Origin of the sequence: Sphingobium sp. HDIP04, from assembly GCF_000445085.1 — a bacterium.
GTDB classification, from domain to species: domain Bacteria; phylum Pseudomonadota; class Alphaproteobacteria; order Sphingomonadales; family Sphingomonadaceae; genus Sphingobium; species Sphingobium indicum.
Map to the genome: position 1 here is coordinate 1 of NZ_ATDO01000114.1, position 25274 is coordinate 25274.

At 61.2% G+C, this 25274-nt stretch carries 25 protein-coding genes; 13 read left to right on the forward strand and 12 right to left on the reverse strand.

What is annotated here, in order from left to right:
* Nucleotides 1-195 precede the first annotated feature (195 nt).
* The 6 genes from L286_RS40615 (at nt 196) to L286_RS40635 (ending at nt 8173) form a co-directional block, all read left to right on the forward strand.
* Nucleotides 196-1587, forward strand: a complete 1392-nt coding sequence (locus tag L286_RS40615) for a tyrosine-type recombinase/integrase (RefSeq protein ID WP_013039032.1) — start codon at nt 196-198, stop codon at nt 1585-1587.
* Nucleotides 1584-3371 (forward strand): hypothetical protein, encoded by a 1788-nt coding sequence (locus L286_RS40620; RefSeq protein ID WP_013039033.1) that lies wholly within the window; start codon nt 1584-1586, stop codon nt 3369-3371. Before L286_RS40615 ends, L286_RS40620 begins: the two co-directional genes overlap by 4 nt.
* Nucleotides 3368-5593 carry an integrase gene (locus tag L286_RS40625; RefSeq protein ID WP_013039034.1) on the forward strand — a complete coding sequence of 742 codons (2226 nt, stop codon included), beginning with the start codon at nt 3368-3370 and terminating at the stop codon, nt 5591-5593. The genes L286_RS40620 and L286_RS40625 overlap by 4 nt, the downstream gene beginning before the upstream one ends.
* Before the next feature lie 44 nt (nt 5594-5637).
* Nucleotides 5638-6540 carry an ArdC family protein gene (locus tag L286_RS40630; protein WP_013039035.1) on the forward strand — a complete coding sequence of 301 codons (903 nt, stop codon included), beginning with the start codon at nt 5638-5640 and terminating at the stop codon, nt 6538-6540.
* Nucleotides 6537-6815: a zincin-like metallopeptidase domain-containing protein gene (locus L286_RS0124900; protein ID WP_031293454.1), complete on the forward strand. Its 279-nt coding sequence runs from the start codon at nt 6537-6539 to the stop codon at nt 6813-6815. Before L286_RS40630 ends, L286_RS0124900 begins: the two co-directional genes overlap by 4 nt.
* A gap of 323 nt (nt 6816-7138) precedes the next feature.
* A complete protein-coding gene (locus L286_RS40635; RefSeq protein WP_031293455.1) occupies nt 7139-8173 on the forward strand; it encodes an IS110 family transposase in 1035 nt (344 codons plus the stop codon).
* Nucleotides 8174-8509: 336 nt separating this feature from the next.
* On the opposite strand, the gene L286_RS49030 is transcribed toward L286_RS40635, so the two are convergent.
* The 3 genes from L286_RS49030 to istA form a co-directional block, all read right to left on the reverse strand.
* Entirely contained in the window at nt 8510-8686 is a 177-nt protein-coding gene (locus L286_RS49030) for a hypothetical protein (protein ID WP_021223752.1), read from the reverse strand.
* A gap of 193 nt (nt 8687-8879) precedes the next feature.
* On the reverse strand, nt 8880-9614 hold the full coding sequence (gene istB / locus L286_RS40645) for an IS21-like element helper ATPase IstB (RefSeq protein ID WP_031293458.1): 735 nt from the start codon (nt 9612-9614) through the stop codon (nt 8880-8882).
* Complete coding sequence (istA, locus tag L286_RS40650) at nt 9547-11112, reverse strand: IS21 family transposase (protein ID WP_021223754.1); 1566 nt, start codon at nt 11110-11112, stop codon at nt 9547-9549. The genes istB and istA overlap by 68 nt, the downstream gene beginning before the upstream one ends.
* Nucleotides 11113-11455: 343 nt before the next feature.
* On the opposite strand from istA, the gene L286_RS40655 reads away from it, so the two are divergent.
* The 4 genes from L286_RS40655 (at nt 11456) to L286_RS40665 (ending at nt 14166) form a co-directional block, all read left to right on the forward strand.
* Nucleotides 11456-11803: a hypothetical protein gene (locus L286_RS40655; protein WP_152522354.1), complete on the forward strand. Its 348-nt coding sequence runs from the start codon at nt 11456-11458 to the stop codon at nt 11801-11803.
* Complete coding sequence (locus L286_RS48040) at nt 11769-12626, forward strand: uroporphyrinogen-III synthase (RefSeq protein WP_084498540.1); 858 nt, start codon at nt 11769-11771, stop codon at nt 12624-12626. The genes L286_RS40655 and L286_RS48040 overlap by 35 nt, the downstream gene beginning before the upstream one ends.
* The gene (locus L286_RS40660) at nt 12623-13636 is read left to right on the forward strand and encodes a rod shape-determining protein (RefSeq protein WP_021223756.1); all 1014 of its coding nucleotides are present in this window, start codon (nt 12623-12625) and stop codon (nt 13634-13636) included. The genes L286_RS48040 and L286_RS40660 overlap by 4 nt, the downstream gene beginning before the upstream one ends.
* Before the next feature lie 98 nt (nt 13637-13734).
* On the forward strand, nt 13735-14166 hold the full coding sequence (locus L286_RS40665) for an Rrf2 family transcriptional regulator (protein WP_031293459.1): 432 nt from the start codon (nt 13735-13737) through the stop codon (nt 14164-14166).
* Nucleotides 14167-14185: 19 nt separating this feature from the next.
* Here the strand turns inward: L286_RS40665 and L286_RS40670 are convergent, their stop codons facing one another.
* Nucleotides 14186-14680, reverse strand: a complete 495-nt coding sequence (locus L286_RS40670) for a DUF6306 domain-containing protein (RefSeq protein WP_021223758.1) — start codon at nt 14678-14680, stop codon at nt 14186-14188.
* A gap of 59 nt (nt 14681-14739) precedes the next feature.
* Here L286_RS40670 and L286_RS40675 point away from each other — a divergent pair, with 59 nt between their 5' ends.
* From L286_RS40675 to L286_RS40685, 3 genes are all read left to right on the forward strand, one after another.
* Complete coding sequence (locus tag L286_RS40675; RefSeq protein WP_021223759.1) at nt 14740-15129, forward strand: superoxide dismutase; 390 nt, start codon at nt 14740-14742, stop codon at nt 15127-15129.
* Nucleotides 15130-15383: 254 nt separating this feature from the next.
* The gene (gene rnk, locus L286_RS40680; protein ID WP_031293463.1) at nt 15384-15797 is read left to right on the forward strand and encodes a nucleoside diphosphate kinase regulator; all 414 of its coding nucleotides are present in this window, start codon (nt 15384-15386) and stop codon (nt 15795-15797) included.
* A gap of 25 nt (nt 15798-15822) precedes the next feature.
* On the forward strand, nt 15823-17082 hold the full coding sequence (locus L286_RS40685) for a Glu/Leu/Phe/Val family dehydrogenase (protein ID WP_021223761.1): 1260 nt from the start codon (nt 15823-15825) through the stop codon (nt 17080-17082).
* Nucleotides 17083-17664: 582 nt separating this feature from the next.
* Here L286_RS40685 and ccoS read toward each other — a convergent pair.
* The 8 genes from ccoS to L286_RS40730 all read right to left on the reverse strand — a co-directional run bounded on the left by ccoS (nt 17665) and on the right by L286_RS40730 (nt 25266).
* Nucleotides 17665-17874 carry a cbb3-type cytochrome oxidase assembly protein CcoS gene (gene ccoS, locus L286_RS40690; RefSeq protein WP_021223763.1) on the reverse strand — a complete coding sequence of 70 codons (210 nt, stop codon included), beginning with the start codon at nt 17872-17874 and terminating at the stop codon, nt 17665-17667.
* The gene (locus tag L286_RS40695; protein WP_021223764.1) at nt 17871-20132 is read right to left on the reverse strand and encodes a heavy metal translocating P-type ATPase; all 2262 of its coding nucleotides are present in this window, start codon (nt 20130-20132) and stop codon (nt 17871-17873) included. The genes ccoS and L286_RS40695 overlap by 4 nt, the downstream gene beginning before the upstream one ends.
* Nucleotides 20133-20134: 2 nt before the next feature.
* Complete coding sequence (locus L286_RS40700; protein WP_021223765.1) at nt 20135-20953, reverse strand: DUF2189 domain-containing protein; 819 nt, start codon at nt 20951-20953, stop codon at nt 20135-20137.
* A gap of 198 nt (nt 20954-21151) precedes the next feature.
* Nucleotides 21152-22030 carry a cytochrome-c oxidase, cbb3-type subunit III gene (gene ccoP, locus L286_RS40710; protein WP_021223767.1) on the reverse strand — a complete coding sequence of 293 codons (879 nt, stop codon included), beginning with the start codon at nt 22028-22030 and terminating at the stop codon, nt 21152-21154.
* Nucleotides 22021-22191 (reverse strand): cbb3-type cytochrome c oxidase subunit 3, encoded by a 171-nt coding sequence (locus tag L286_RS40715; RefSeq protein WP_021223768.1) that lies wholly within the window; start codon nt 22189-22191, stop codon nt 22021-22023. The genes ccoP and L286_RS40715 overlap by 10 nt, the downstream gene beginning before the upstream one ends.
* Nucleotides 22192-22206: 15 nt before the next feature.
* A complete protein-coding gene (gene ccoO, locus L286_RS40720; RefSeq protein ID WP_021223769.1) occupies nt 22207-22959 on the reverse strand; it encodes a cytochrome-c oxidase, cbb3-type subunit II in 753 nt (250 codons plus the stop codon).
* A 3-nt stretch (nt 22960-22962) separates the two neighbouring features.
* Nucleotides 22963-24606 carry a cytochrome-c oxidase, cbb3-type subunit I gene (ccoN, locus tag L286_RS40725; protein WP_031293466.1) on the reverse strand — a complete coding sequence of 548 codons (1644 nt, stop codon included), beginning with the start codon at nt 24604-24606 and terminating at the stop codon, nt 22963-22965.
* 198 nt (nt 24607-24804) lie between these two features.
* Entirely contained in the window at nt 24805-25266 is a 462-nt protein-coding gene (locus tag L286_RS40730; RefSeq protein ID WP_021223771.1) for a membrane protein, read from the reverse strand.
* Nucleotides 25267-25274: the final 8 nt, after the last annotated feature.

Genomic DNA, 25274 nt, shown 5'->3' on the forward strand with positions numbered 1-25274 from the left:
GCCTTATCTGGACAGTCTGCACCGTGCCTGACGCACCATTGAACGGTATGCTTTGGCGCGACGCAGGGGGGCATCAGGCCGGATGAAGCGCTATCCATAAGCTGGCGTAATCCGGCCTGATGACCACCGTCCCGCAGGCGCGCAACGTGTGCGATCTGGAGTCGGGAGGGGGTCCGGGGGAGGGACTGACAAGCTGTGGATAATTCAGGTGCGTCGATCGTCATTCAGGAGCGCCGGACGGCGGATGGCCTGGACTCCTACATCCCGGTAATTCTGCGTGATGGTGCGATCTATGATCTCCACCTTGAGCGCTACTTCCTCGATTTGCCGCTGAACGGTTCGCGTTCGCGACACTCGTTGCGCGCCCATGGTTATGATGTTCTGGTCTGGGTTCGCTTTCTCGCTTCGGCCCGCGGCAAGTCTGTCTGGCAAGCCGATGCCGATGATGTCGGTGCCTATCATCGTGCCCGGCGGCGCAGCGATGCTGAGTTCCGGATTTCTGCATCGACGTGGAACCGGGCGATTGCCTCGCTCGACAAGCTTTATCGATGGGCCGAACGGGAGGGGCTGATCGAGCGTACACCTTTTACGCATCGTCAGGTCTGGCGACGATCGCACGATGGGCGCCGTGCGGCGGTCACGGGCCGCAATAACGCCTATGAGCGCGCAGCCCGTCGTTCCGACGTCCGTTTCATCGATCTCACCGATTACCGCGCCTTCCGGGAAGTTGGTTTGCGCGGCCTGACCGTTGAAGGGACCGAGCGTCCTGGAGCGCGTGACCGCAATGGCGCGCGCAACGCGCTGTTCGCCGATCTGCTGGTCACCACCGGCCTGCGCCTGGAAGAGGCATCCCACTTGCTCGCAGCTGAGATTCCGGTTTGCGACGCCCGCTCGGAACGTCAGCGGCGGGTCGAGCTTCCGGCGGCACTCACCAAGGGTGACAGGGGGCGAAGCATGCTGCTGCCGCGCCGCTTGTTGCCGGTGTTTGACGCCTACATCGCCGTTGAGCGAGCCGCAGCCGTCGCCAAGTTCGCACAGCGCCGTGGCTGGGAAGCCATCGACCGCCCGATCTTCATCCACAGCCCCTCATTCGGGCAGCGTGCATTGCATCTCGTTGGCGGTGGCACGATGGACATAGAGGTCGTCACACCGGATGAACGCGCAAGGCTTGTTATTTGCGCTGACGATGGAACGCCGCGCGAAGCCGCGGTCCTCTGGCTGACCGAGGTGGGCCATCCTGTGTTGCCCAACTCGTGGGAAGCGATCTTCGCACGGGCGAGCCGCCGCTGCACGGACGCCGGCATCCCGGTCCGGCTTAGCCCCCATCAACTCCGGCATTCCTTTGCAGTCCACATGCTTGCCATGCTGATCCAGCGCCGCCTCGCCGACGCAGCGGCACCAGTGGGCGCCATGGAAGGTTATCGCCAGCTGGTCGGCGATCCGCTTCAACAGGTCCAGCGATTGCTTGGCCATTCGAGCCTCGCGACGACCTCTATTTATCTCGATCACCTCGCCACGCGTGCCGATACCGTTGATGCGGCAGTCGAAGAACTGCTGGCACTCGTACCAGGCTATCTTCGATCATGACCGCTGCTCCACGCAAAGGACGCAAGGTCAGCTTCGCGGCAGATACGGCTGCGCCCCAAGCCGATCCATGGTCGCAGATCAGCACGCTGCGCTTCATGATTCATCCCTTATATGGCGGCGAGCTGCTCGTCGATTTCACGGGCTTGCGGCCACGCGGCCTGGCGCTCGCATTTGCCCGGAGCCTGTTCATGCTGGCTGCTCCGCGCGGCCCCATCATGGTACGTTCGTCGCTCAAGACATACGCCAACCAGCTGCCAAGCTTCTTTTCCTACCTGGCCGGGACAGGCGACGGGATCAACGGCCCTGCTGACCTTCGTGCCCATCACATTGATGGATTTGAGACATGGCTCAGCGCGCAGGGCAAGTCTTGCGTGCATGGACCAACCTATGTCGCCAAGGTCGTTTCCGTCCTTCGTCGCATCGCGGACGACAGCCCCGAGCTTGTCGATTGCGGCTTGCGGGAACGACTGCGCTACGTCAGCTCACACGCACACGTTCGTTCCCGTCCACGCGATGCCTACAGTCCGTATGTAGCCCGCCAGCTGCGCGATGCGGCACGCGCGGATATCGCTGCGATCGAGGCGCGCTTGCGGTCGGGGCCGCAGTTCGATGAGGTGCCGCAGATCGATGGCGCATATTGCAAAGCCCATGCTGCCATCGAGACATACGGTGTTCTGGGCTACCGTGATCCCACGTTTCAGAGCCTGTACAAGCTGCGCAAAAAGCGCGATCTCACCAGTGACAGGCTTAACCTGAGCCTCCACGCAGCCCACTATCTTACTGCCGACGATATCGTCCCGCTTCTTGTTCTGCTCTTAATCGAGACAGGGCTTGAGCTGGAGTGCTGCAAGTCGCTCACCCTCGATTGTCTGCGCAATGCCGCAGGGGGTACCGTCGATATCGCCTACACCAAGCTGCGGGCACACGGTGCCGAGCACAAGACAATCCGGGTGCGTGATCGCGGCTCATCCACCGCTGGCGGTCTGATCCGACGCATCATCGCCCTATCGTCCAAGGCCAGGGTCCATAACTCCAGCGATAACCTTTGGGTCTATTTTCAGCCGGGCGAGATCACCGCAGGTATTCGTCAACTGCGCTTGAAGGTCAGTGCCTGGACGCAGCGCCATTGTATTACCGATGATCAGGGTAAACCGCTCCACCTGTGTCTTTCGTATCTGCGCAAGACGCACAAGGCCTTGTGGTATCTCAAGACCGAAGGCCACATGGCCCGCTTCGCCGTAGGTCATACCGTCGATATCGCGGCACGGCACTACGCCGATATTCCCTCCCTCAGACCGCTGCACGAGCAAACCGTGGCAGATGCCCTCGAAGAGGTGCTCGCTGGTCCAATGATCCTGCCTCCTCAAGACGAGGACCGGCTGCGCGGCGAGTTGGCAAGCCCTGATCCCGATGATGGGGGCATTTCAACCGCACTGCTCAATGGCGAACAAGACGTCTGGCTTGCAAGCTGTGGCAACTTCTATTCCAGTCCCTTCGCATCCGCCGGCACGCCATGCCCTACACCGTTCTGGGCCTGCCTCGATTGCCGCAACGCGGTCATTACCGCGCGCAAGCTGCCTGCCATTCTCACCTTTCTCTCCTTCGTCGACGCTCAGCGGATCGGCCTGAGTGCTGCTGATTGGACCGCCAAGTTTGGTCATGCCCATGATCGCATCGTTCAGCAGATTCTGCCTGCCTTCGCCGAAGACGTCGTGACAAGGGCCCGTGCGCAAGTCGCGAACGACCCTCCCACGGTCTATCTGCCGCCAGAGGCACGGGCATGACCGTTGTCCAGCTTCTGGCGGAGAGCGACGATGAGCGCGATGCCCTCCCTGTGCTTATGTCCGCGCCTTTGCGCCCCGGCTGCGATCGCGCGCATATTTCACGATACGGCGATCCAGTGTGGGATCTGGCTCCCGGCGTATTTCGCGACAACGCGCGGCGCTGCCATGTCACGGTACATTTCGGCGGTATCAAAGACCCATCCATTGCTGATGCCCTGCGCCAGATTCTCCATGCGCGGCTCAATGTCGATCTCCCCGGTCACCGTTCGCGGCTTGAGCCGGCCGGGGTGCGCGGCGAGGCCAACCGGACCTTGCGCTTTTTCGACTTCGTCAAGGCTCAGCTGGGGCGTTTCGATCTCGCCCGGGTCGATCAGGCTCTGGTCGATCGCTACGCCGGAGCCTTGCGCCTAGCCGGGCTGCGCCCAGTTGCAGCGGCAGCGCTGCTGCGGATCGTCTTTGACCTGCACGAGTTGCAGCATCATCTGCCGACTGCGCGCCTGTCCTTCGAACCGTGGCCGGGACGAAGTCCGTTTTCCGTGGCGGGCGCAAAGCATATTGCAGGGGAGAACCGGACGCCGCGCATTCCTGAAGCGATCATGACGCCGCTGCTCTCCTGGTCGTTGCGCTACGTGACCTGCTACGCAGGCGATATCCTTGCCGCACGGGCAGAACTCGATTGCCTTGAAGCAACGCGCAACCGTCTGATTGCCGCTGAGGAAGGTCTGGATCCCGCTGTTCGTCGGTTACGGCAACGCCAACGCCTCCTCGACTATGTTGCATCCTTGCGGCAGCATGGGCGCGGCATTCCGATCTGGACCACGGCACATAACGGCGCAACGCGAACAGATCCGCAAACCGGCGCCGTCACGCCGCCGATCAACTACCACCTGATCCACCTCCATGCCGGTATCAACGCGCAGGCCGAACCTGCCATGCACCTTGGCCTGGCCACGGGTGCACCAGACCTCATCGCCGCTGCCATCGCAGAACTCGGCACCGAGATTGGCGGCATGGATACGCCCAATTCTGCCGATCCCGATACGGGCATGCCTTGGCGCACCCGCTTCGATGCCAAGGTTTTGCCCCTCGAGGAAGTCATGCTGCAGTCCGCAGCCTATATCGTATGTGCCTTTCTCTCAGGCATGCGGGACAGCGAGATCCAAGCCATGAGGCGGGGATGCCTGTCTATTACCAAAGCCGAAGACGGTACGATCTTGCGGCATCGTATCAAGTCCACTGCTTACAAGGGCAAGCGCGGCGGCGGCGAGGAGACCGAGTGGGTTACCATCGCGCCGGTCGCTGAAGCCATCGATGTCCTCGAACGCCTTTCCGCGCGGGCGGGACAAGCGCGCGGAACAACGACCCTGTGGCCAGTCCTCACGCTTCGGGCCAATACCAAGACGCACGTCTCTGCAGAGATAGTCCGGCAACTCAACCGGTTCCGCGATCACCTCAATGACCACTTCGGATCCGCGCAGGCACCCGTCATTCCTGCCGGACCCGACGGCCGACCATGGCGTCTGACAACGCGTCAGTTTCGCCGCACAATCGCCTGGCACATCGCCAACCGGCCCTTCGGAACAATTGCCGGCATGATCCAGTACAAGCATGCGAGCGTTGCGGCTTTCGAAGGCTATGCTGGCAGCAGCCGGTCCGGATTTCGGGGAGAGATCGAAGCCCAGCGTGCGCTTGGCCAGATTGACGATATCCTTGTCTACTTCGACGAGCGGCAAAGTGGCGCACGCCTTGGCGGACCTGCCGCGAACAGGGTCGGAGTTGTGCTTGATACTGCCGCCCACGAGTTGGCGCCGCTACCTGCCATGATTGCCGACCGTCCACGTCTGCGCACCATGCTGGGCAGTCTCGCGCGGACATTGCATGTCGGCCCGCTGGCCGATTGCTTCTTTGATCCGGCAACCGCCCTGTGCCTGAACCGGAGTTCGGAGCCAGGCGCAAGCGGGCCAATGATCTCCATGTGCGAACCGGTCCGCTGCCCCAATGCCTGCATCGCCGAACGGCATCGCCCGGCATGGCAGCGCGGTGCTGATGAGGCACGGTTGTTGTTGCGCGAGAAGCGGCTTCCAGAGCCGCAGCGGGTGACGCTTCAGGCCGAGGTGGCCAGAATCCAGCGTGTTCTTGAACAGATCGCACCGGGTACCGCCACACCGCATAACGGTATGGCGGGAGAGGAAGAGGAGGCGGGTTTGCGGGTGACGGATTGAAGGAGCGGAAGACAGTTTCCCTCCGCCCGTCGTGGAGACCTGCCATGTCCCGATCCTACCCTGCGACGCCGCGAGCCGACGTTTATTCGCGCATCACCACCGAGATTGTATCTGCCATCGAAGCCGGGGCCGGCGATTGGCGCATGCCCTGGCACCATGATGGCGCTGCCACCACCAGGCCGCAGAACGTCACCTCTCGCCGCCGCTATCGCGGCGTCAACGTGCTCGCGCTCTGGATCGCAGCCGAAGCGGCTGCCTATTCCAGCGGTCTTTGGGGGACCTATCGCCAGTGGGCATCGCTTGGCGCACAGGTCCGCAAAGGTGAACGCGGAACGACGGTTGTGTTCTGGAAACAGGCCGCATCGCGCGCCGATGATGATCATGACGATGGCGAAGCCGGACCCGGCCGCATGTTCGCGCGGGCCTTCACCGTGTTCAACCTCGCCCAGGTCGAGGGCTATGAACCCCCACCTGTCGCAGTTCTACCCGAGGGCGAGCGGTTCGGGCACGCCGAAGCTTTCGTCGCGGCCCTCAAGATCCCGATCACCGAGGGCGCCTACGATGCGCACTACCGGATCGACCTCGATCACATCTTCATGCCGACCTTTGCCTCGTTTCGGGATGCATCAGCACAGATGGGCACGCTTTTGCATGAGGCGGCCCACGCCACAGGGGCAAAGCACCGGCTCGACCGCAACTTTGCCGAACGTTTCAAGCGCGACAGCTTGGCGATCGAGGAAATTTGCGCTGAACTGACCGCATCGTTCGTACTCGCCGACCTCAGGATCGCTCACCATCCGCGGGCCGATCATGCCGCCTACGTAGCATCGTGGTTGCGCGCACTCAAAGACGACCCTCGCGCCATCTTCACCGCCGCCAGCAAGGCGCAGGCGGCCGCCGATTGGATGCACGCCCAGCAGCCCCAGCCTGAGGAGATCGCCGCATGATAAGCGCCCCGAAAATTTGCGGTAGAAGTCACATTAGGGCTGGACTGTCAGGATATATTGCCGAACTGTCGGCAGCGCTGGTTGGCGCCGATGTGGGTCTCCCAACCACCCATCTCGACGATCATGCGGCCTATATCGGTTCCTGGCTTTCGATCCTGCGCAGGGATAATCGTGCTCTGCTCACGGCGGCGGCGCGGGCAGAGGAGGCCGCAGGCTACTTGCTGCGCGCAACGGGTCTTGCCCGCGAGGATGTGGATGAGCAGGCCGCCGCTTGAGCCGGTCGATAGTATTGCCTGTTCATGTGATCATCGCGATGACGGATCCAATGACCACAGTCCGCGTCTTTCCGGGAGGGGTCGGCAAACGCCAGATGTCTGCTCCCGACCACCTCAAGTCGTTCGCTAATTCGGTATTGAACGGCTGTTTCTCCCGGAACCTGCCACTCTCGTTCCAGCGACCAGCCAAACTGCTACGCGCCCACATTGTCGCCGTTGCGTTTGGGTCTGCGCCTCCTCGAAACCTGATGGGGTGGACGCCCCCCCGACGGCATCGATGTGCCAAAGTGGAGGTGTTGAAGCACCACTTTAGGGAGGCGTCCGTGTCAGAGGTTATCACAATCGGTCTGGATATCGCGAAGAATGCTTTTCACGCTCATGGCGCTGATGCGCTCGGCGCGATGGTGTTCAGCCGCAAGCTGTCACGCGGCAAGCTGTTGGATTTCTTTACGCACCACCCTCGATGCACAGTGGCACTCGAGGCATGCGGTGGAGCACACCACTGGGCGCGCGAACTGCAGGCGATGGGGTACAAGGTCCGCCTAATTCCGCCAGCCTACGTGAAGCCGTTTGTGAAGCGGCACAAGAACGACGCGGTCGATGCAGAGGCAATATGCGAGGCGGCGCAGCGTCCGGGCATGCGCTTCGTGGCGGTGAAGAGTGAAGAGCAGCAGGCGGCGGGTCTCGTATTCCGCACCCGCGATCTGGCGGTGCGCCAGCGAACTCAACTTATCAATGCAATCCGTGGGCATCTGGCGGAATATGGTTGGGTAGCACCGCGTGGAACGGCGCATATGGCAATGCTGGCAGACCTCCTCGATGAGGAGGAGATGGCATCAAGCCTGCCCGAGGCAGCTCGACCAATGTTCGCGCTCATGGTCGATATGCTCGGGGAACTGGAAAAGCGCATCGGCCTACTCGACCGCGAGATCGCACGCCGGGCGAAAGAAGATGAAGCCGCACGGCGGTTGATGACCATTCCGGGCATTGGTCCGATCGCTGCCACCGCGATCATCGCTCTGGCTCCACCCATCGAGACGTTCACCAAAGGCCGTGACTTTGCCGCCTGGCTCGGACTTGCACCGCGACAGCATTCCACCGGCGGTAAACAGAAGCTCGGTAGCATCTCCAAGATGGGTGAGCGCACCATTAGGCGGCTGCTCATCATCGGCGGGAGCTCGATGGTTCGTAGTGCATGCCGCCACGGTGCACCGGCCGGTTCATGGTTGGAACGAATGTTGGCGCGCAAGCCCCGCATGCTCGTCTCAGTGGCGCTCGCCAACAAAATGGCACGCATGGTGTGGGCGTTGCTCACAAAGAACGAAGATTACAGAGCTCCGGCTGCGGTCACGGCATAAGCTGAGGTCGCGGTCAGAGGCGTCGGGGACGTAGGCGGTCGAAGGAGGGTATGGCACAACAGTCGGCGAGACGGGACGGGAAGAACCAGTGAAATGGCAGAGCGCTATCCAAGCGCGCAAACCTGTAATGGATCCGGTCCGCGAACTCCCATACTGGCCCGCAGCTATGGCGCTGCTCATCGAGGCCGGACAGATGACAGCATCCGACTACGTGCCAGCATACCCCGATTTATCGCTTGCATCCGAAGGGGCGTCCACAGATGCCGCTCATTCACCCTGTCCGCCGCGCGATCGCAGGAGTCGAATTGAAATCTTTCCGAAGCTTCCGCCAATTCTTCAGTGATCCTTGTCGGCCTTCTTGGCTGCGTCCTCGCGCTGCTTGAGTTGCTGCTTCCGGACCTGACCGGCCTCGTCGAAGAACTCGTAAGGCAGTGCGTCAAAGACGTCCCCGAGGCTCGAAGGGTCGTGTCGTGACCAGAGAAAGAATGGATCCACTAGCTCGATGATCGCCAATAGCCTGGCCCATTGAAGCGGCTTTGGCGATGTCATTAGGAGTGTGTCAATCGGCACCGGATATTCACCCCTGATAAGCGCCCAACATTGACCCCCTGATAGTGTGCCAGGATCGTCGGCATGGGGGTGAGGCGGCGGAGGGCGTAGCCCGGAGCCGGCTCACCCCCATGCCGATGGCGTTTCTCCTGGCCTATCAGGCAGCTTCGCGGTTCTTGAAGCGCCAGCTCTCGTTACCGGTTTCGATGATATCGCAATGGTGCGTCAGCCGGTCGAGCAACGCGGTGGTCATCTTGGCGTCGCCGAACACCGAGGGCCATTCGCCGAACGCGAGGTTGGTGGTCACCATGATCGAGGTTTGCTCGTAGAGCCGGCTGACCAGGTGGAACAGCAACTGACCGCCAGACAGTGCGAACGGCAGATAGCCCAGCTCGTCGAGGATCACCAGGTCGAGCCGGGACAGATGATCGGCAATGCGCCCTGCTTTTCCGGCGCGGGTTTCAGCTTCGAGCCGGTTCACCAGGTCGATGGTGTTGTAATATCGGACCCTGGCGCCGGTGCGCACGCAGGAGCGCCCGATCGCAATGGCAAGGTGGGTTTTCCCGGTCCCGGTTCCTCCGACCAGCACGGCATTGCGCTGGTTGGCCAGGAAGGCGCCGGTCGCCAGATCGCGCACCAGTCCCTCATTGATCGGCGTATCGGCAAAGTCGAACGCCGTAATTTCCTTGGCCAGCGGCAGCTTGGCGATCGTCATCTGATATTTGATCGAGCGCGCCTGTTTTTCGTCGATCTCGGCCTTCAGCAGATCGCCGACCACGCGGCTTGGGCCATGCTGTCGCTTTACCGCATCGGCGATCACCTCATCATAGGCGTGCCGCATGCCCGCGAGCTTGAGCGTCCCCATCATCTCCAGGATCTCGTGGCGTTCCATAGAACCTCCTCAGGCTATCGTAACGGGCGCAGTCGGCGACGGGCTCGTGATGAAGCCGGAGCGCCTCGGGCGTAGCGATGGTCAGCGGCGCCGATGGCTGGCGCTGACGGGTCAGGATATTGAGCACAACGTCGCGGCTGACGGTGCCACCGATCAGCGCCTCGGCGCAGGCGGCTTCCACGGCATCAAGCCCGTCGCTCAGGACCGCCGTCAGGATGCCGACCATCTGGCGGTCGCCATCAGCATGGCCACCAAGGCGGCGGCGTACCCGCTCGATTGCTGGCGGAAGCAACCAGTCCTTGAACGGCGCGCCGTTGCGCAGCGCGCCAGGCTTTCTCGCCAGCACAGGGACGTAATGCCAGGGATCATAGATCGTCTGCTCACGGCCGAACCGGCGGACATGTTCGCCGACTATCTCGCCTTCCTGCCGGATGACGACGCGATCGGCATAAGCATGGATGTCCACCGGTCGCCCCGCCGCCGATGCATGCACCGAGTATTTGTTATAGTCGAACCGCACCAGCAGCGTCTTTGATACCGACGCGGGCAGAGCGTGGAAGCCGTCGAACGGCCCGCGATAGGCGATCAGGGCGGGACGGTCCGCAGTCTCGAACACCTCCCAGACTGTGCGGTCCTTCAACTCGGGATGGGCGGCATGCTTCGACCGCGCCACACAGCGATCCTCCAGCCATGCGTTCATCTCGGCGTAGCTCCTGAACCGCAGCCGGGGTGTGAAGAAGCGTTCACGCACCAGGCCCACCTGATTCTCGACCTGGCCTTTCTCCCACCCCGATGCCGGCGTGCAGGCAACCGGCTCGACCAGATAATGTCCGCACATCTGCTGGAAGCGGCGATTATATTGCCGCTCGCGACCGGCAAAGATCGCATCGACCGCCGTCTTCATGTTGTCGTAGATGCCGCGCTGGCAGGCCCCGCCGAAGAAGGCAAACGCCTTGTCGTGCGCATCGAAGACCATCTCCTGGCTCTCGCGCGGATAGGCACGCACGTAAAACATCCGGCTATGACAAAGCCGCATGTGCGCGACCTTCACGGTGGTCGTCGCCCCGGCAATGACGACGATCTCATGGCTCCAGTCGAACTGGTAAGCTTCACCAGGTGCGAAGCTCAGCGGCACATAGGCTCCCGCCGTCACCGCTGAGCGCTCGCGATGCCAGTTTGCCGCGTACCGTCGGACCGCGTCATAGCCGCCACGATAGCCAAGACCCTGCAGCTCCTCGAACAACCTGACCATCGTCAGCCGCTCGCGCCGGGCCTTGCGGTCGTTCGCCTCCAGAAGCCTGTTCAGATCCGAAGCCCAAGGCCCCAACTTCCGCAAGGGCTGCACGCTGCGTTCGTATGTGAAAGCCGTCTCGCCCGAGCGCAGCACCTTGCGAACCGTATTCCGCGACACGCCAAGGTCTCGCACAATCTCCTTGATCGACTTGCCCTTAACGAAAAACTCGCGCCGGATGCGCGCTACCGTCTCCACGATCAGCATCTCCCACCCGCTCCCGCAGCAAAGTGCAAGAGCGTGAACCGCAATCGTTCAGGGGGTCAACTTTGGACGCCTATCACCCCAGAACTGGGGTCAACATTGCAGGCTTATTCACAGCAGGTTTATATATGCCTTTGAATCGCGCGTTGAAATGATATGATCTTCAAATGAACCGGATGGCAGATACCTGTGTTCAGGCTCATGGATGCCGCCTGATGACGCGCCTGCGCCCCTCGGGCCGCGGCAAGCCGTAGCGGCTCTCTGCCACGCTTCCGAGGACCGATGTCGGGATCGCGCTAATTCGATCCTATCCGCTTTGCGGACCTTCATCAGTGCCGGAGATCACATGACCGCTCACCTTTCCCCGTGCCCAATTGATCGGCCATTGAAATCGCGTCAGGCCGACATCGAAGCGGCTATGCTTCGCTACCTGTGTGCGGACGTTCCTCCAGCCGAAGCGGCCGAGACAGGAGCGGCCGCCAAGCGCCTCGTTGAATTTTTGATCGCGAGCCTGGAGAATTCCGACACCTTGCGGGGCGATGCGACAGTGCCAAACGAATTCCGCGCGCATTTCAGCCGGTTCGGCGACGGGCTTCGACCGATTATCAAGGATATTTTCGGCGACGCGGCCGATGACCGGTCACTGGCAAGGATAACCGATGGCTATTGGCATGCAGTGCGCTCCCAAGCCTGAACCAAGACGGATCTGGGTTACTCGAACCGGTCCCCATAACCGCCTCACTGCGCGCCGATTGCAAGCCGCTGGCTGGGAGCCGGTCGTCCAACCCGTCATGACGGTATCTCCCATCGTCAACTGTGCGCCGATGGCAGTGCCCGATGCCTTGGTTTTTACCAGCCTTCAGGGCGTGCGCCTTCATCCGTTCTTTCCCAGCCTGGCGAAGCTGCCTGTTTTCGCAGCCGGCGATCGGACGGCGCGATTTGCGCGAATATGCGGATATTCTAACGTTCTGTCGGCGAACGGCGACGTTCACGATTTGCGCGCGCTTATCAATCACCACATGCCAGCTGGGTCAGAGATTCTGCACATCAGCGCGTTGCAGCCCGCCGGTGATTTGCTCGGCATGCTGCGCCGCGATGGGTTTCTCGCGCGGAGGCGATGCGTTTACCAGACAATCGATGCACCTGTGATCGATCTGGAATGGGCAGTGGGCGCCTTGCCTGATATAAGCCATATTCTCATCCACTCGCCGCGAGCGGGCTTGCGGGTTGCCACCATCCTTCGGGAGGAATACCACATGTGGCACGGCACTGTTGCCTGCATTTCGCCCGCCGCTGCCCGGCCTTTTAGCAAACTACCTGTCACAACCACGATAGCGAATGCACCCACGGAAGCGGCGTTGTTGCGCACGCTCCCAGCGACCGATTCACGGCTGACCGGCACTAGGTTTGAGTGGATCGGCGGTCGGATCTACCGATCGCCCGCCACTCCCATAATGCGCAATCATGCGCCGCGCCCATGTCTTTGCCGCGAAAATCGGCTATTGAGCCAGCCATGATCCGCTTCCCTTCTGCTCTTCGGCGATCCAAGCCAGACATTGCCGTCGATTTTGGCACCTCGAACCTTCGCCTGGTCAGCCGTGATGGCGGCATTATTTTTGACGAGCCCTCGCTCTGCTGCTTCTCACGCCAAGACGGTGTGACGAAATTTGTCGCGGCCGGTGCTGCTGTCCGCGCGATGCTGGACCGTACGCCGCGCGGCCTCACAATAAAGCATCCGCTGTGCAGAGGCGTGCTTCAGGATATCGAGGCTGCCAAGGAATTGCTACGCTTTGCCTTGTCGCAGACTCGCAGCGCTCGCAGCGTTCGTTCGCCTTCAGCGCTCATCGGGATCCCCGCCGATGCGACACAGGCGGAACGCAGCGCCATGCTGACAGCGGCCAACGATGCAGGCTTTGGCGCCGTAGAGTTGATTTCGGAGCCGCTGGCCGCGGCCATCGGCGCCGGTATCGATGTGGAAGCGCCGCGCGGTGCGCTTCTCGTCGAATGCGGCGCGGCTACGACCGAAGTGTCGGTGTTTGCACTCGGCGGAAGTTGCGCTGCTGGTTCTGTCCGGGTCGGCAGCACAACGCTCGACCAGGCTATCGCCGACTATCTCCATTTGGAACATAAATTTCTGATCGGCCACAATACTGCGGAAGAAATGAAACTCGACTATGCTGGCCGGCAGCAGTCCAGCTCTTGCTCGAGTAGCGTGAGCATCACCGCGAAGGGGCGCTGCCTTCGCCGTGGATTGCCAATGACCCTAGAAATCCCACTGTCGGAACTCGACAGAATCGTAGACCGCCATTTCGAACAGATCGTGCGCGTGGTTCATGATGTGCTCGCGCAGACGCCCCCTGAGCTGAGCCAGGACATCTTCGATGTTGGCGTCATATTGACGGGTGGCGGAGCGCTTGTCCCCCGGATCGCCGACATGATTGCCCAGGCGACCCAGCTGCGCGTTTCGGTCGCCGCCGATGCCACTCATTGCGTCGCCAAAGGTCTTCATCATCTTCTGCAGGCCTGAACCATGTTGCAGGGTCTTTTCGGCGCTGGAGCCGCCTTACCGTTGCCCCTTAACATGTTTTTCTGATACAGGTATCCGGTGCGGCACAGGAGATGCATGTGCGTCTGACGCGCTACACCGATTATTCCCTCAGGGTGTTGATACACCTTGCTCTGCACGACGAACGCCTGTGTTCGATCGGCGAAATTTCACGAACCTACGATCTTTCTCACAACCATCTCATGAAGGTGGTCAACGCGTTGGCGCATGAAGGCTTCATCGAGACGGTTCGTGGAAGAGCCGGCGGGATGCGCCTTGCCAGGTCGGCCGATCTCATCACTGTTGGCGAAGTCGTCCGCAAGACCGAAGAGGGCTTCCAGCTTGCTGATTGTTCCGGTTGCACGCTCGCCCCGGCGTGCGGTCTAACCGGCGTGCTTGCAAAAGGCATGCAGGCGATGATGACCGTGTTTGATTCCTTCACGATTGCAGACCTGCTCAGCGACCGCGTCACCATGCGGCGCCTCACGAACCGAGAGGCGCCTCTGGCATAGAGGTACAGCGATTGCAGGTCTATGCGGGGGCCTCGCCTGTTCCGGCAAGATAGGCTTCAGCCGTTTCAATATTGAGGCGATGACTGATCAGCATCGCGTTCAAATCAGCATGAAGGCCATCGTCGCGCACCCGCGGCAACAGGATCTCAAGCTTCTTGACCACCCACCGCTGCCCCCGGTTTAAAAAATGGAGCCGCTGTTCAAGATCTGTGATTGCGAGCGCCTTCCCGTAAAAATCGCCTGTTTGGCGCGAGGGCTCATGACCTAGCCGCTTTATATGGTGCGTGAGCATGGCGCACCACCGCGCTTCATCCCTGCGCACCGTCAGCATCAAGTCGCGATGCCCTGGCTCGGCCGACTGCCTGGCACTTGCCAGACTAACCCGCGCGCCGGCGCGCTCGGCTTCGAGCAGCTCGGTCAGCGCGCGCACAAGCTCGTCTCGTCCCGCATAACCCATATAGACGTCATCGGCTTGCGCTGCATAGCACACCGGGGAGGATGGTTCGTCGCTCATGCCGAGATGGTCGCTGCAGCTTTGAGGCCCGCACGAATGCGATCCATGACGCCCGGAGCATGGCGAAAGCCAGATCGGCGCCGTCCGGACCGCTCGCCGAGGCGATCCAAGCCCATTTCGGCAGCACCGCCGCTTTAGCGGAAGCGTTCATTGCTGCGGGCGCCGGTCATTTTGGTTCGGGCTGGGTCTGGCTGATTGCCCGACATGGCACACTCGAGGTCGTTTCGACCCATGATGCAGCCACGCCGTTCCTCGAAGAGGGTAGCACGCCGCTCCTCACCTGCGATGTCTGGGAACATGCCTACTATCTCGATTATCAGCAGGACAGGCCGAACTGGCTAAAATCCTGGTGGGAGGAGCTGGCCAATTGGTCTTTCGCGGCGCAGCAGTTTGAGGCATCGCGCAACAGGAGCCCCGGTTGGCATTATCCTTTGCCCATCACTGGCTGAATGAGATGACGGTGCCGGAAACGCGGATCGCGACCCGCATCATTTGACTTTGTAACCGCCCGATTGCATCATGTACCGATGCAGACTCGACGCTGTCATTATCGCTTCCGCCACCATGGGGGTCAGCTTCTCGCGGGCATCTAGCCCCGGGTTCTGGTGCGCGCTGCCCCGAACTCGGGGCTTCTGACATATCCCGTTTCAACGGACCAGTCCGGCTCGGCCGGATGGCGTCACTCGCGGAAAGCGAAAATACTATGAGCAAGAGCAAGGCGAGCCGTCGGCCGCCCATCCATATGATCGAAGCCGAAGCTGATGCGCTTGCCGACCTCGCAATGGCAGCGCAAGATAGGCTACCGCAGGTGAGCGAGCTGTTGTTGACCGAAATCGGTCGCGCGAATGTGCACGCTGCCAATCGGGTCCCCCGCGACGTCGTCATCATGCATGCCCACGTCGAGTTCGTCGATGAAGCCAGCGGCAAGAATTATAGCTATCAGTTGGTCTATCCCCGCGATGCAGACATTGCCGCTGGTAAAATCTCCATTCTGACCCCCGTCGGGGCAGGCCTTATCGGCCTGCGCGAAGGACAATCGATCTTGTGGCCGGATCGCGACGGCCACGAACGAACGCTGAAGATCACGCGCGTTTCCCAAGCGCAAACAGCTATTTAATCCTATTTTCTAGAGAGGCTTATTCATGAGCGCATCCATGCTGGATCAGGCACTGACTCGTCTCGAGGATGCTGCCCGCCATCTCAGGCTCGATCCAGACGTTCTGGAAAAACTCAAATATCCCCGCGAAACGACAAAGACGCGGCTGCTGATCCGAATGGATGACGGCTCGCGCAAATCGTTCATGGCCTGGCGCTGCCGCTATGACGATACACGCGGCCCGACCAAAGGTGGCATCCGCTTCCATCCGGATGCCACCGTCGACGAAGTAGAGACGCTCGCTTTTTGGATGACGTTCAAATGCGCGGTCATGAACCTGCCTTATGGCGGTGGCAAAGGCGCCGTCCAGGTCGATCCCCGCAAACTGTCGAAGGCCGAGCTCGAGCGGCTGTCGCGCGCCTATATGCAGGCCTTCTCCTCGATCATCGGACCCGATCGGGATATTCCGGCACCGGACGTCTACACCAACGCCATGATCATGGGCTGGATGGCCGACGAATATGCTTCGATCGTTGGCCGTGTCTCACCGGCAGTCATCACCGGTAAACCCATTGCACTGGGCGGATCGCTGGGCCGCGATGATGCTACCGCGCGCGGCGGCTTCTATCTGCTTCGCCATCTCGAAGCGGAACTTGGTGTCGGTCCCGGCGCGCGCGTCGCGGTGCAAGGGTTCGGAAATGCTGGAAGCCACATAGCGCGGCTGCTTGACGGTGCCGGCTATCTGATTGTCGCCGTGTCTGACTCGCGGCACGCGGTTTCTAACCCTGACGGATTGTCGATCGATCGTTTAGTCGAGGCTAAACATGGCAAAGGACTTGCCAGCCTTGTCGGATCGAACGGAACAGAGGCGATCGCGCTTGAGGATCTCATTGCAACCGACTGTGAGGTGCTAGTTCCCGCCGCCCTTGAAAACTTGATCCACGCGGACAATGCCCAGCGCGTTCAAGCGAAAGTAGTCCTCGAACTGGCCAATGGTCCGGTCACCCCTGAGGCAGACGCCCTACTCGCTGCACAGGGTGTCGCGGTTCTCCCGGACATTCTCGCCAATGCCGGCGGTGTCACGGTTTCCTATTTCGAATGGGTGCAAAACCGGCAAGGCTTTTATTGGACCGTTGCTGAAATTCACGAGAGACTCAAAGCGAGCATGGAGGCTGAGGGCCGCGCCATCTGGGAAAGAGCCGGTGGCGCCAAGATCTCGCTTCGAACCGCAGCCTATGTCCATGCGCTCGGACGACTGGCAGAAGCCATCGAAGCGCATGGAACCCAGCAATTTTTTACATCATGATAATACTGCGATAAGTGCCGAACGATCAGGCCGCGAGCAATTCGTCGGCAGGTCCGAAAAATTCGTCATGGATCCTGTCGGGGGCACACCAGGAAGCGATAGGGTAGAAACCGCATCTTGCTCATCCACCGTCTTTGCGCGGATTATGTCCTATCCAAGCTGCGGGTTTTCTTGCTGAAAGCGATTTCGATTGAAGCCTCATCGATCTCATCGATAAACTTTCCGCTTGCGACCAGAAGGCATTCCTGACGTGCCATCTCCATTTTGAGACCGGCCAGGTCTGGCCAAACGCCAGGCCGCCTCCCCGGAAAGCTACCGGAACTTCTCCACCGGCACTCCCCCGAATTCTCCCCGTGCCGACATTCTCGAGGACCTGCGGTGAAGCCGCTTGCGTGCTATCCCTCGTCAGATCCAGCATCACAGGAGATTTCGGGCAACCGCGGCAAGACTGAGTACAAGCGCGACAAGGCTCGGGATGATGACCGCCGCTCCGCAGATGAAGGCGAAGACGCCCACCCAATTCCAACTCCGTGCCTGTACCATCACTGCGTCCTTTGCCCAACAATACCCGCACCGCCATCCTTATCCCAAACGATTTGCCTCGCCCTCGGTTTCGGGTCGCCAATCGTCACGTTCGACAAGAGGCCGGTCTAACGTGGCGTCAATCAAGACTCTCTCGGCCGCTCCATCAAGATCATCAAATTGTCCCGTGCGCATCGACCAGAGAAAGGCGCCCAGCCCAGCAAGACCCATCACCAGCGCGACCGGCACCAACCACAGGATCCCGCTCATCGGGTAACATCCAATGGAACGAGGGGCGGCGCCGGCGCCCGACTGCTAAGGCGTGATCCGCGTGCTGCGGGAATTCGCAAGGAGTTCGCAACGACCGAAATCGATGAAAGCGACATGGCGACGGCAGCTAGCAGTGGCGTGACATAGCCGGCCATGGCAACAGGAATCACCAATATGTTATAACCGACGGAAAGCGCCAGGTTTTGGCGGACACGTTGCCGGGCCGCGCGCGCGATCTGCACAGCGCGCGGAACCGCATCGAGATCCTGGCCGAGATACACGATATCCGCAGCCGCCCGACCGATGTCAGCGGCATTGGACGGAGCCATCGAAACATGCGCCGCCGCCAGCGCTGGCCCATCGTTCAGCCCATCACCCACCATCAAGGTCAGGCGCTGACTGTCCGCAAGCGCTTGAAGCCGCTCCACCTTCTGCTGCGGCAGCAACCCGGCACACCAGTGGGCGATACCGATCGAGGTCGCGAACCCCGACACAGAAGCAATGTGGTCGCCCGAAAGCAGTTCGAGAGGCAGCCCAAGCGCCTTGAGCTTGGCGACCGCTTCCCGCGCACTCGTCTTTTCAACGTCCAAGAAGGCGAAATGGCCGGCAAGCTCGCCATCGACGGACAACACGGTCTGTAAACTCCCGCCCTCGCCCATACCTGGCGCCAAGGCCCAATCCGCACGTCCGAGGCGAAACAACTGGCCGTTCTGCTGGGCTTCCAAGCCCCGGCCCGGCAACTCGGAAAAACTGTCCAGATCAAGGCCGGACAAGACGCCGCTGTTGGCGGCGATCGCGCGTGCGACAGGATGATTGGACCGCGACGCCATCGCCATCACGATCGCGCGATAGGATTCATCGATGGCGATCTCGCTCACTCGCAAATCGCCTTGGCTGAGGGTGCCGGTTTTGTCGAAAATCACGATATCGACCTGCGCAAGCCGCTCGAGCGCGCTCCCATCCTTGAGCGCGATGCCGTGCTCGAACAAGCGCTTCGCCGCGGCGACCTGAACCATGGGTATGGCGAGACCAAGCGCGCAGGGACAGGTCACGATGAGCACCGAAATAGCAATAGTCAGCGCCCGATGCCAATCGCCTGTGTCAAGGAACCATCCGGCAAACACGGCCAAGGCCAGTGAATGGATAATTGGCGAGTAATAGGCCGCGACACGGTCAGCGAGGCGGCGATAGCGGGCTCTGCCCTGCTCGGCCGCTTCCATCATTCGCACCATTTCGGATAGAAAGGACCGCGCGTGGCTGTTGGTCACACGCACCTTGAGCGAACCATTGAGATTCAGCATGCCCGAAACGAGCGCGCTTCCCGGCCGGACCGACGCCGGCATCGCCTCGCCCGTGACCGCGGCAGTGTCAAGATCGCCCTCGCCCGCGAGGACCAGACCATCCAGCGGAATACGCTCGCCTGGCGCGATGAGGATGATGTCGCCCACCGCGACATCCTCGAGAGGCCTAAATGCGCGCGATCCATCGGCGCCAATCACATTCGCTCCCGCAGGCGTCATTCGCGCCAACCCGATCACGGCCGAGCGCGCCTTGTCGCGCATGGCATGGTCGAGCGTTCGCCCAACGAGCAGAAAGAAGATGAGCGTCACGACCGCGTCGAAATAGGCATGGCGTCCGAAGTGCAGGGTGTCGTAGATGCTGAGACCCAGCGTCAGGACGATGCCGATCGAGATGGGCACGTCCATATTGGTGCGTCCCGCGCGCAAAGCCGACCACGCCGACAAGAAGAAGATGCGCCCCGAAAAGAACACCGCGGGAAGCGCGAGCAGCGCCGAGATGAGATGAAACAGTTGCCGTGTACCGGGCTCGGCGCCTGACCAGACCGACACCGAAAGCAGCATGATGTTCATCGCCGCGAAGCCGGCGACCGCTGTCGCGACGATCAGCCGACGCTTTTCGGGGTCGGTGCGATCGTCCGGTTGGCTGAGAAGATTTGCCTCGAAGCCCGCCTCGTTCAGCGTTGCCAGCAAAGGCGGTGCACTCGCGGTTTGCGCTTGCCGCCAAGTGATGGTCACACGCCGCGTCGATAGGTTGACCCGAGCCGCTACCACGCCTTCGAGGTCGCCGAGGATGCGCTCGATCTTCGCCATGCATCCGCCGCAATGCGCGGTCGGGACCGACAGTTGCGTCCTCATCGTACCGTCATCCAACGTCTGGCTGGCGAGAATGAGTTCATCGACCGATTGCCCAGTCGATGATGTCGGCGCCTGGATGGCGGGCACGGGGTGGCTGGCCATGCCTAGGCCTGCGTGTCTGAGACCGCGCGATAGGCATGCCAGGTGGCATGTCCGAGCCACGGGAATATGATGATGAGGCCGATCAAACACGTCGCCGCGCAAAGGGTGAAGAGCGCAAGGACGATGGCCCCCCAGACGATCATCGGCGCGAGGTTGTTCCAGACCAGCGCCATGCTCGTTCCCATCGCCGTGAGCGCATCGACCCTGCGATCGAGGAGCATCGGAATGGAGAAAACACTGATCGCAAAAGCGAATGAGGCGAACAGGCCGCCCACCACCGTGCCGACCCCGAGAATGATCCATCCCACCGGCTCGGTCAGCAGGAAGACGGTTATATGAGGCAAGCCGGGAAAGGGGCGGACGCCGAAGAACAACGCATAGATGAGCACGGCGGATCGCATCCACAGCAGCATGAGAAGGCTGAGCAGGACTCCGGTGAAAAACACCTGCGGACCCGCCGCCGGCTTCACCAGGAGCATTGCGCGTAGTGACGTATCGCGTCCCGCTTCTCGGCTGCGGCTCTTTTCATAGAGCCCGATGGCAAGCAGCGGGGCAATGATCATGAAACCGGCAAGCGCGGGAAAAAGAATATAGTCACGGCCATACAGCGCGAGAATCGCGACGGCGGCGAGAGACAGAAGGAAGATGCCCAGACCATAAGCTAGGCTCGGCATCGGCCGATGGAAAAGATCCTGCCATCCGGCCTTGAGCCATTGGAAACCGATGGAAGCGGGAAGGTGGCGCTGGAACCGCGCGTTCCGGGTCTCCTCGATGCTCGAGGTCTGGCTCAGCAAGCCATAAGAGGCGTCTTTATCGCTCATGTCCCGCTACCTTTCAGCACGCCGATTTCGCTGCGCGATACTGGCCGTCACCGCTCGCGCGTTCCTTCAAATGTCCCACGCATTCGGGCTGCGAGCGAAAGGCGACATACAGAAAATGCGCGTTCGCAAGAACGAACAGCAAAAGGCCCGCCGCCACCAGCGTCCAGACCAGCCACCGGGATCGGGATCGCATGGCTGTCATCGCTGAGGCGCGCTCAGGGAATGAACATAGAGCGCCAATATCTTGATATCCGTGTTCGTAAGCCGCTCGTCCCACGTCGGCATGTGCCCCTGGCGTCCGCCATGGACGGTCTCCACGATCTGATCGATGTCTCCTCCATAGATCCAGCGCGCGTCTGTCAGATTGGGCGCGCCGACATCGCGCTTCCCGCGCGCATCCTCTCCATGGCAAATCGCGCAATTGGCCAGGAACACCTCGCGCCCCGATACAATCGACGCCCGTTTGGCATGGGTGACGAACTTGGGATGGGACAAGGAATAGACGTAGTTGGCCGCCAGGGTGACCTGATCTGCATCGAGTATGCCGTCGCGTCCGAACGAGGGCATCTGCGACACGCGCCCCTGCGGATGTTCTACATTGACCCCGACGCGCATGGTCTGCGCGATCGTCTCGAGATCGCCGCCCCAGATCCAATCGTCATCGGTCAGATCGGGATAGCCGTACCCCCCCTTGGCATTGACGCCGTGGCAGGCGGCGCAGTTATCGCCGAACAACCGGTGGCCGGTACTGCGCACGATGGTCATGAGCCGGGGGTCGGCCGCGATCTGCTCAAGGCTTTCGCTCTCGATCCGCTTCATCCAGTCGGCCCGTCCCGCTTGCGAATCGACCAGGTGCTTTTCGACCGAGGTGCGCTGGTCGGTGTTGAGAATGCCCTTGGTGTAGGTGTCGCCCAAGGGCCAGGTGGGCATGAGAATCCACCAGGCGAAAGCGAAGAGATGGGTGACGATCAGGAAAATCAGCACGCCCTTGGGGACCGGCGTATCGAGTTCCTTGATGCCGTTCCAGACATGGCCGGTCGTTTTATGACCGCTGACGGGATCGCGTTCTACGTCCATGGCTTGTCGTCCTGATCGAGAACGCTTTGTTTGGCTCGCTTGAACTTGCCACGGTTGGACGGCCGAAACGTATAAATGAGGACACCGATCATCAGGCCGATGAGGTAGAACAGCCCCCAGCTTTTCGAGAATGCAACAAGAGCCTCGTGGCTTATGTCCATGCCTGCCTCCTCATGTTATTTCACCGGCTCTGGCGGCCTCTGCGGCGCGGCCGTATTCTGGTACGGCACGTCGGTCAGCCGGCCGAGAACCTGAAGATAGGCGACCAGCGCGTCCATCTCGGTGACCTCAGTCGCTACATTGTCGAACACGCGAACCTGCGTCTCTTCGCCATAGCGCTCGGTGATGCCGGACGAGGTCGAGCTTTCCGGCGTCGCCTGGTCGAAGGCATCCACGCTCGCGTTCTCGATCATGGCATCGGTGTAGGGCACCCCTGCGGCCCGCAGCGCCTTGAGGTGCAAAGGCATATCGGCGAGCCGCAAGGGCGTCCGCGCCAGCCAGGGATAGGCCGGCATATTGGAAACGGGCACCACATCGCGCGGATTGGTCAGATGGGCGACGTGCCAGAAATCGGAATATTTGCCACCAACGCGGGCGAGGTCGGGCCCAGTGCGCTTCGAGCCCCAGAGCATCGGATGATCATATTTGGATTCGACCGCAAGCGAATAGGGACCATAGCGCTCAACCTCGTCCTGCAGAGTCCGGATCATCTGGCTGTGACAGGCATAGCACCCTTCGCGCACATAGATGTTTCGACCCGCCAGTTCGAGCGGCGTGTAGAGCCGCATGTCGGGCGCCTCCTCAACCGTCTCGTCGATCGTGAAAAGCGGGGCGATCTCGACGAGGCCGCCGACACTGGCAGCCGCGATGATGGCGAGCACGAAGCCTATGGCCGAGCGTTCGAGCTTGCGATGGAACAGTTCCGCCACGGCTCAGGCCCTCCCCGTCGCCGTCGCGACCTGCAGCGGGACATCACCCTCGATCGGCGCGTGAGACGACGCCGCGCGAATGGTCCTCCACATGTTGTAGGCACCGATCACCGCGCCGATCAGGAACAGAAGGCCGCCGAGCGTCCGCGCGATGTAATAGGGGTACATGGCCCTGAGCGAATCCAGGAACGAATAGGCGAGCGTGCCCTCCTCGGTATAGGTCCGCCACATCAGGCCCTGGATGATGCCCGAGTTCCACATCGCAAAGATGTAGACCAGCGTACCCGCCAGCGAGAGCCAGAAGTGCCATTCGACCAGGGCGGGCGAATACATCGCTTCGCGCTTCCACAAGGACGGCACCAGCGTGTAGAGCGAGCCGAACGTGATGAGCGCCACCCAGCCGAGCGCGCCGGCGTGAACATGGCCGACCGTCCAGTCGGTGTAATGCGAAAGCGAATTGACCGGCCGGATGGCGAGGAACGAGCCTTCAAAAGTCGAGATGCCATAAAAAACCGCCGCGACCATCATGAAGCGAAGCGTCGCATCATCGCGCACGCGGTGCCAGGCGCCGTTCAACGTGAGCAGGGCGTTGCCGGCCGAAGCCCATGAGGGCACGAGTAGCATCACCGAGAAGGTCATGCCCAGCGTCTGAACCCAGTGCGGCAGGGCGGTATAATGAAGGTGGTGGGAGCCCGCCCACATGTAGAAGAAGGTGATGCCCCAGAAGCTCAGGATCGAAAGGCGATAGGAGAATATCGGCCGCTGGGCGCGGATCGGAAGATAATAGTAGAGCATCCCCAGGAAGCCCGCCGTCAGGAAGAAGGCGACGGCGTTATGACCATACCACCATTGCACCATCGCGTCCTGGACGCCCGACCAGATGGTGTAGCTTTTCGCATGACCCAGTGAGACCGGGATCGCGAGATTGTTGATGATATGGAGAATCGCGACGACGAGGATGAAGGCCATGAAGTACCAGTTGGCCACATAAATGTGCGGTTCCTTGCGGCGCGCGAGTGTCCGGATGTAGAGGATGAAGTAGGTCACCCAGACGATCACCAGCCATATGTCGGCATACCACTCAGCCTCGGCATATTCCTTCGACTGCGTAACTCCGAGCAGATAGCCGCTCGCCGCGAGGATGCAGAACAGGTTATAGCCCACCAGCACGAACCAGGCCGAAAGCTGATCTGGAAGCCGCGCGCGCGAGGTCCGCTGTACGACGTGCAGCGAAGTGGCGATGAGCGCGTTGCCGCCAAAACCGAAGATCACGCCGCTGGTGTGCACCGGTCGCAGACGGCCGAAGCTTGCCCAGGCACCGTCGAAAGTCAGGTCAGGGAATGCCAGCAGCGCCGCAACCCAGACCCCCACGAACATCGCCACCACCGCCCAGGCCATGCTGGCGATGATCCCGGCCTTGATGGGTTCGTCATAGTAGCTTTGAAGACGGGATCTTGGCGGTTCCGGTCCCCAGATGTCTCGGATGACGGCGATGGCGCAAGCAGCTCCAAAAGCCAGGATCATCCAGCCGTGAATTTCCATCGTATCCTGAGTGCCTGCCGCGGCCAGAACGAGGCCACACATGCTAACGACAACGGATATAGCGAGCGCGATCTGACGCTCGGTCTGGGTCAAGGTCAGTATCATGGCCGATCTAATTCCCCCCTCATCGGTCATCGCCACGGGCTGACAGCGCAGCAGCGGGTTCCTCCCAACGGGCACACAGCTAGCGCTGAACCAGCAACACGCGGGTCAGACGGAAGTTCCCAGCTATCGCCCGGATTGTCTGATCCCGTCTTTGGGAAGACAAGCGCTGAATTTCAGAACCATACGAAAAGCGGAAGGCTAGAACCCGTGGCTGCCTGCCACTGCGCCAAGAACCGTGACGATCGCGATACCCAGCAATATTCGGTGAAGGATCTCCATTCGGGCAAAGTCTGCGGCGGGCTCGACCGATGTCATCATGCGGCGGTGGAGAAACAGCGGCTCAACCACGAAAAGCATCGCGGCGAACACGGCCCATAGCCCTACCATCGCATGCATCCACCAGAACCGAAGATCGAAAAAGCGGTCCCACATCTGCGCGCGATAGACCATCCAGAAGCCGCTAAGTCCCGCCATTAGCACCCAGATGCGCGCCTGCGCCGCAAAGCGCCCCTCCAGTCGATGAAAGGCCGCCAATCGCTCCGCGGGAGGATTGGCGGCGCGGACGGACGGCATCACCACAAGCGTCACGAACGCAACGCCGCCGATCCAGACGAGGACCGCCAGGACGTGAATGGCCCGGGCCAGGATGATGTCGTCCATGCCTCCGC

Bases quoted from the DNA above. Each gene is read 5' to 3' on its own strand.
- ccoN (WP_031293466.1), bottom strand. From the start codon at position 24,606: ATGATACTGACCTTGACCCAGACCGAGCGTCAGATCGCGCTCGCTATA.
- L286_RS40695 (WP_021223764.1), bottom strand. From the start codon at position 20,132: ATGGCCAGCCACCCCGTGCCCGCCATCCAGGCGCCGACATCATCGACT.
- L286_RS40630 (WP_013039035.1), top strand. From the start codon at position 5,638: ATGTCCCGATCCTACCCTGCGACGCCGCGAGCCGACGTTTATTCGCGC.
- L286_RS40625 (WP_013039034.1), top strand. From the start codon at position 3,368: ATGACCGTTGTCCAGCTTCTGGCGGAGAGCGACGATGAGCGCGATGCC.
- L286_RS0124900 (WP_031293454.1), top strand. From the start codon at position 6,537: ATGATAAGCGCCCCGAAAATTTGCGGTAGAAGTCACATTAGGGCTGGA.
- L286_RS40715 (WP_021223768.1), bottom strand. From the start codon at position 22,191: ATGGACATAAGCCACGAGGCTCTTGTTGCATTCTCGAAAAGCTGGGGG.
- L286_RS40730 (WP_021223771.1), bottom strand. From the start codon at position 25,266: ATGGACGACATCATCCTGGCCCGGGCCATTCACGTCCTGGCGGTCCTC.
- rnk (WP_031293463.1), top strand. From the start codon at position 15,384: ATGAGCAAGAGCAAGGCGAGCCGTCGGCCGCCCATCCATATGATCGAA.
- L286_RS40620 (WP_013039033.1), top strand. From the start codon at position 1,584: ATGACCGCTGCTCCACGCAAAGGACGCAAGGTCAGCTTCGCGGCAGAT.
- istA (WP_021223754.1), bottom strand. From the start codon at position 11,112: ATGCTGATCGTGGAGACGGTAGCGCGCATCCGGCGCGAGTTTTTCGTT.
- L286_RS40675 (WP_021223759.1), top strand. From the start codon at position 14,740: ATGGCGAAAGCCAGATCGGCGCCGTCCGGACCGCTCGCCGAGGCGATC.
- L286_RS40655 (WP_152522354.1), top strand. From the start codon at position 11,456: ATGACCGCTCACCTTTCCCCGTGCCCAATTGATCGGCCATTGAAATCG.
- L286_RS40670 (WP_021223758.1), bottom strand. From the start codon at position 14,680: ATGAGCGACGAACCATCCTCCCCGGTGTGCTATGCAGCGCAAGCCGAT.
- ccoS (WP_021223763.1), bottom strand. From the start codon at position 17,874: ATGAGCGGGATCCTGTGGTTGGTGCCGGTCGCGCTGGTGATGGGTCTT.
- L286_RS48040 (WP_084498540.1), top strand. From the start codon at position 11,769: ATGGCTATTGGCATGCAGTGCGCTCCCAAGCCTGAACCAAGACGGATC.
- L286_RS40685 (WP_021223761.1), top strand. From the start codon at position 15,823: ATGAGCGCATCCATGCTGGATCAGGCACTGACTCGTCTCGAGGATGCT.
- ccoP (WP_021223767.1), bottom strand. From the start codon at position 22,030: ATGGACGTAGAACGCGATCCCGTCAGCGGTCATAAAACGACCGGCCAT.
- L286_RS40660 (WP_021223756.1), top strand. From the start codon at position 12,623: ATGATCCGCTTCCCTTCTGCTCTTCGGCGATCCAAGCCAGACATTGCC.
- istB (WP_031293458.1), bottom strand. From the start codon at position 9,614: ATGGAACGCCACGAGATCCTGGAGATGATGGGGACGCTCAAGCTCGCG.
- L286_RS40700 (WP_021223765.1), bottom strand. From the start codon at position 20,953: ATGAGCGATAAAGACGCCTCTTATGGCTTGCTGAGCCAGACCTCGAGC.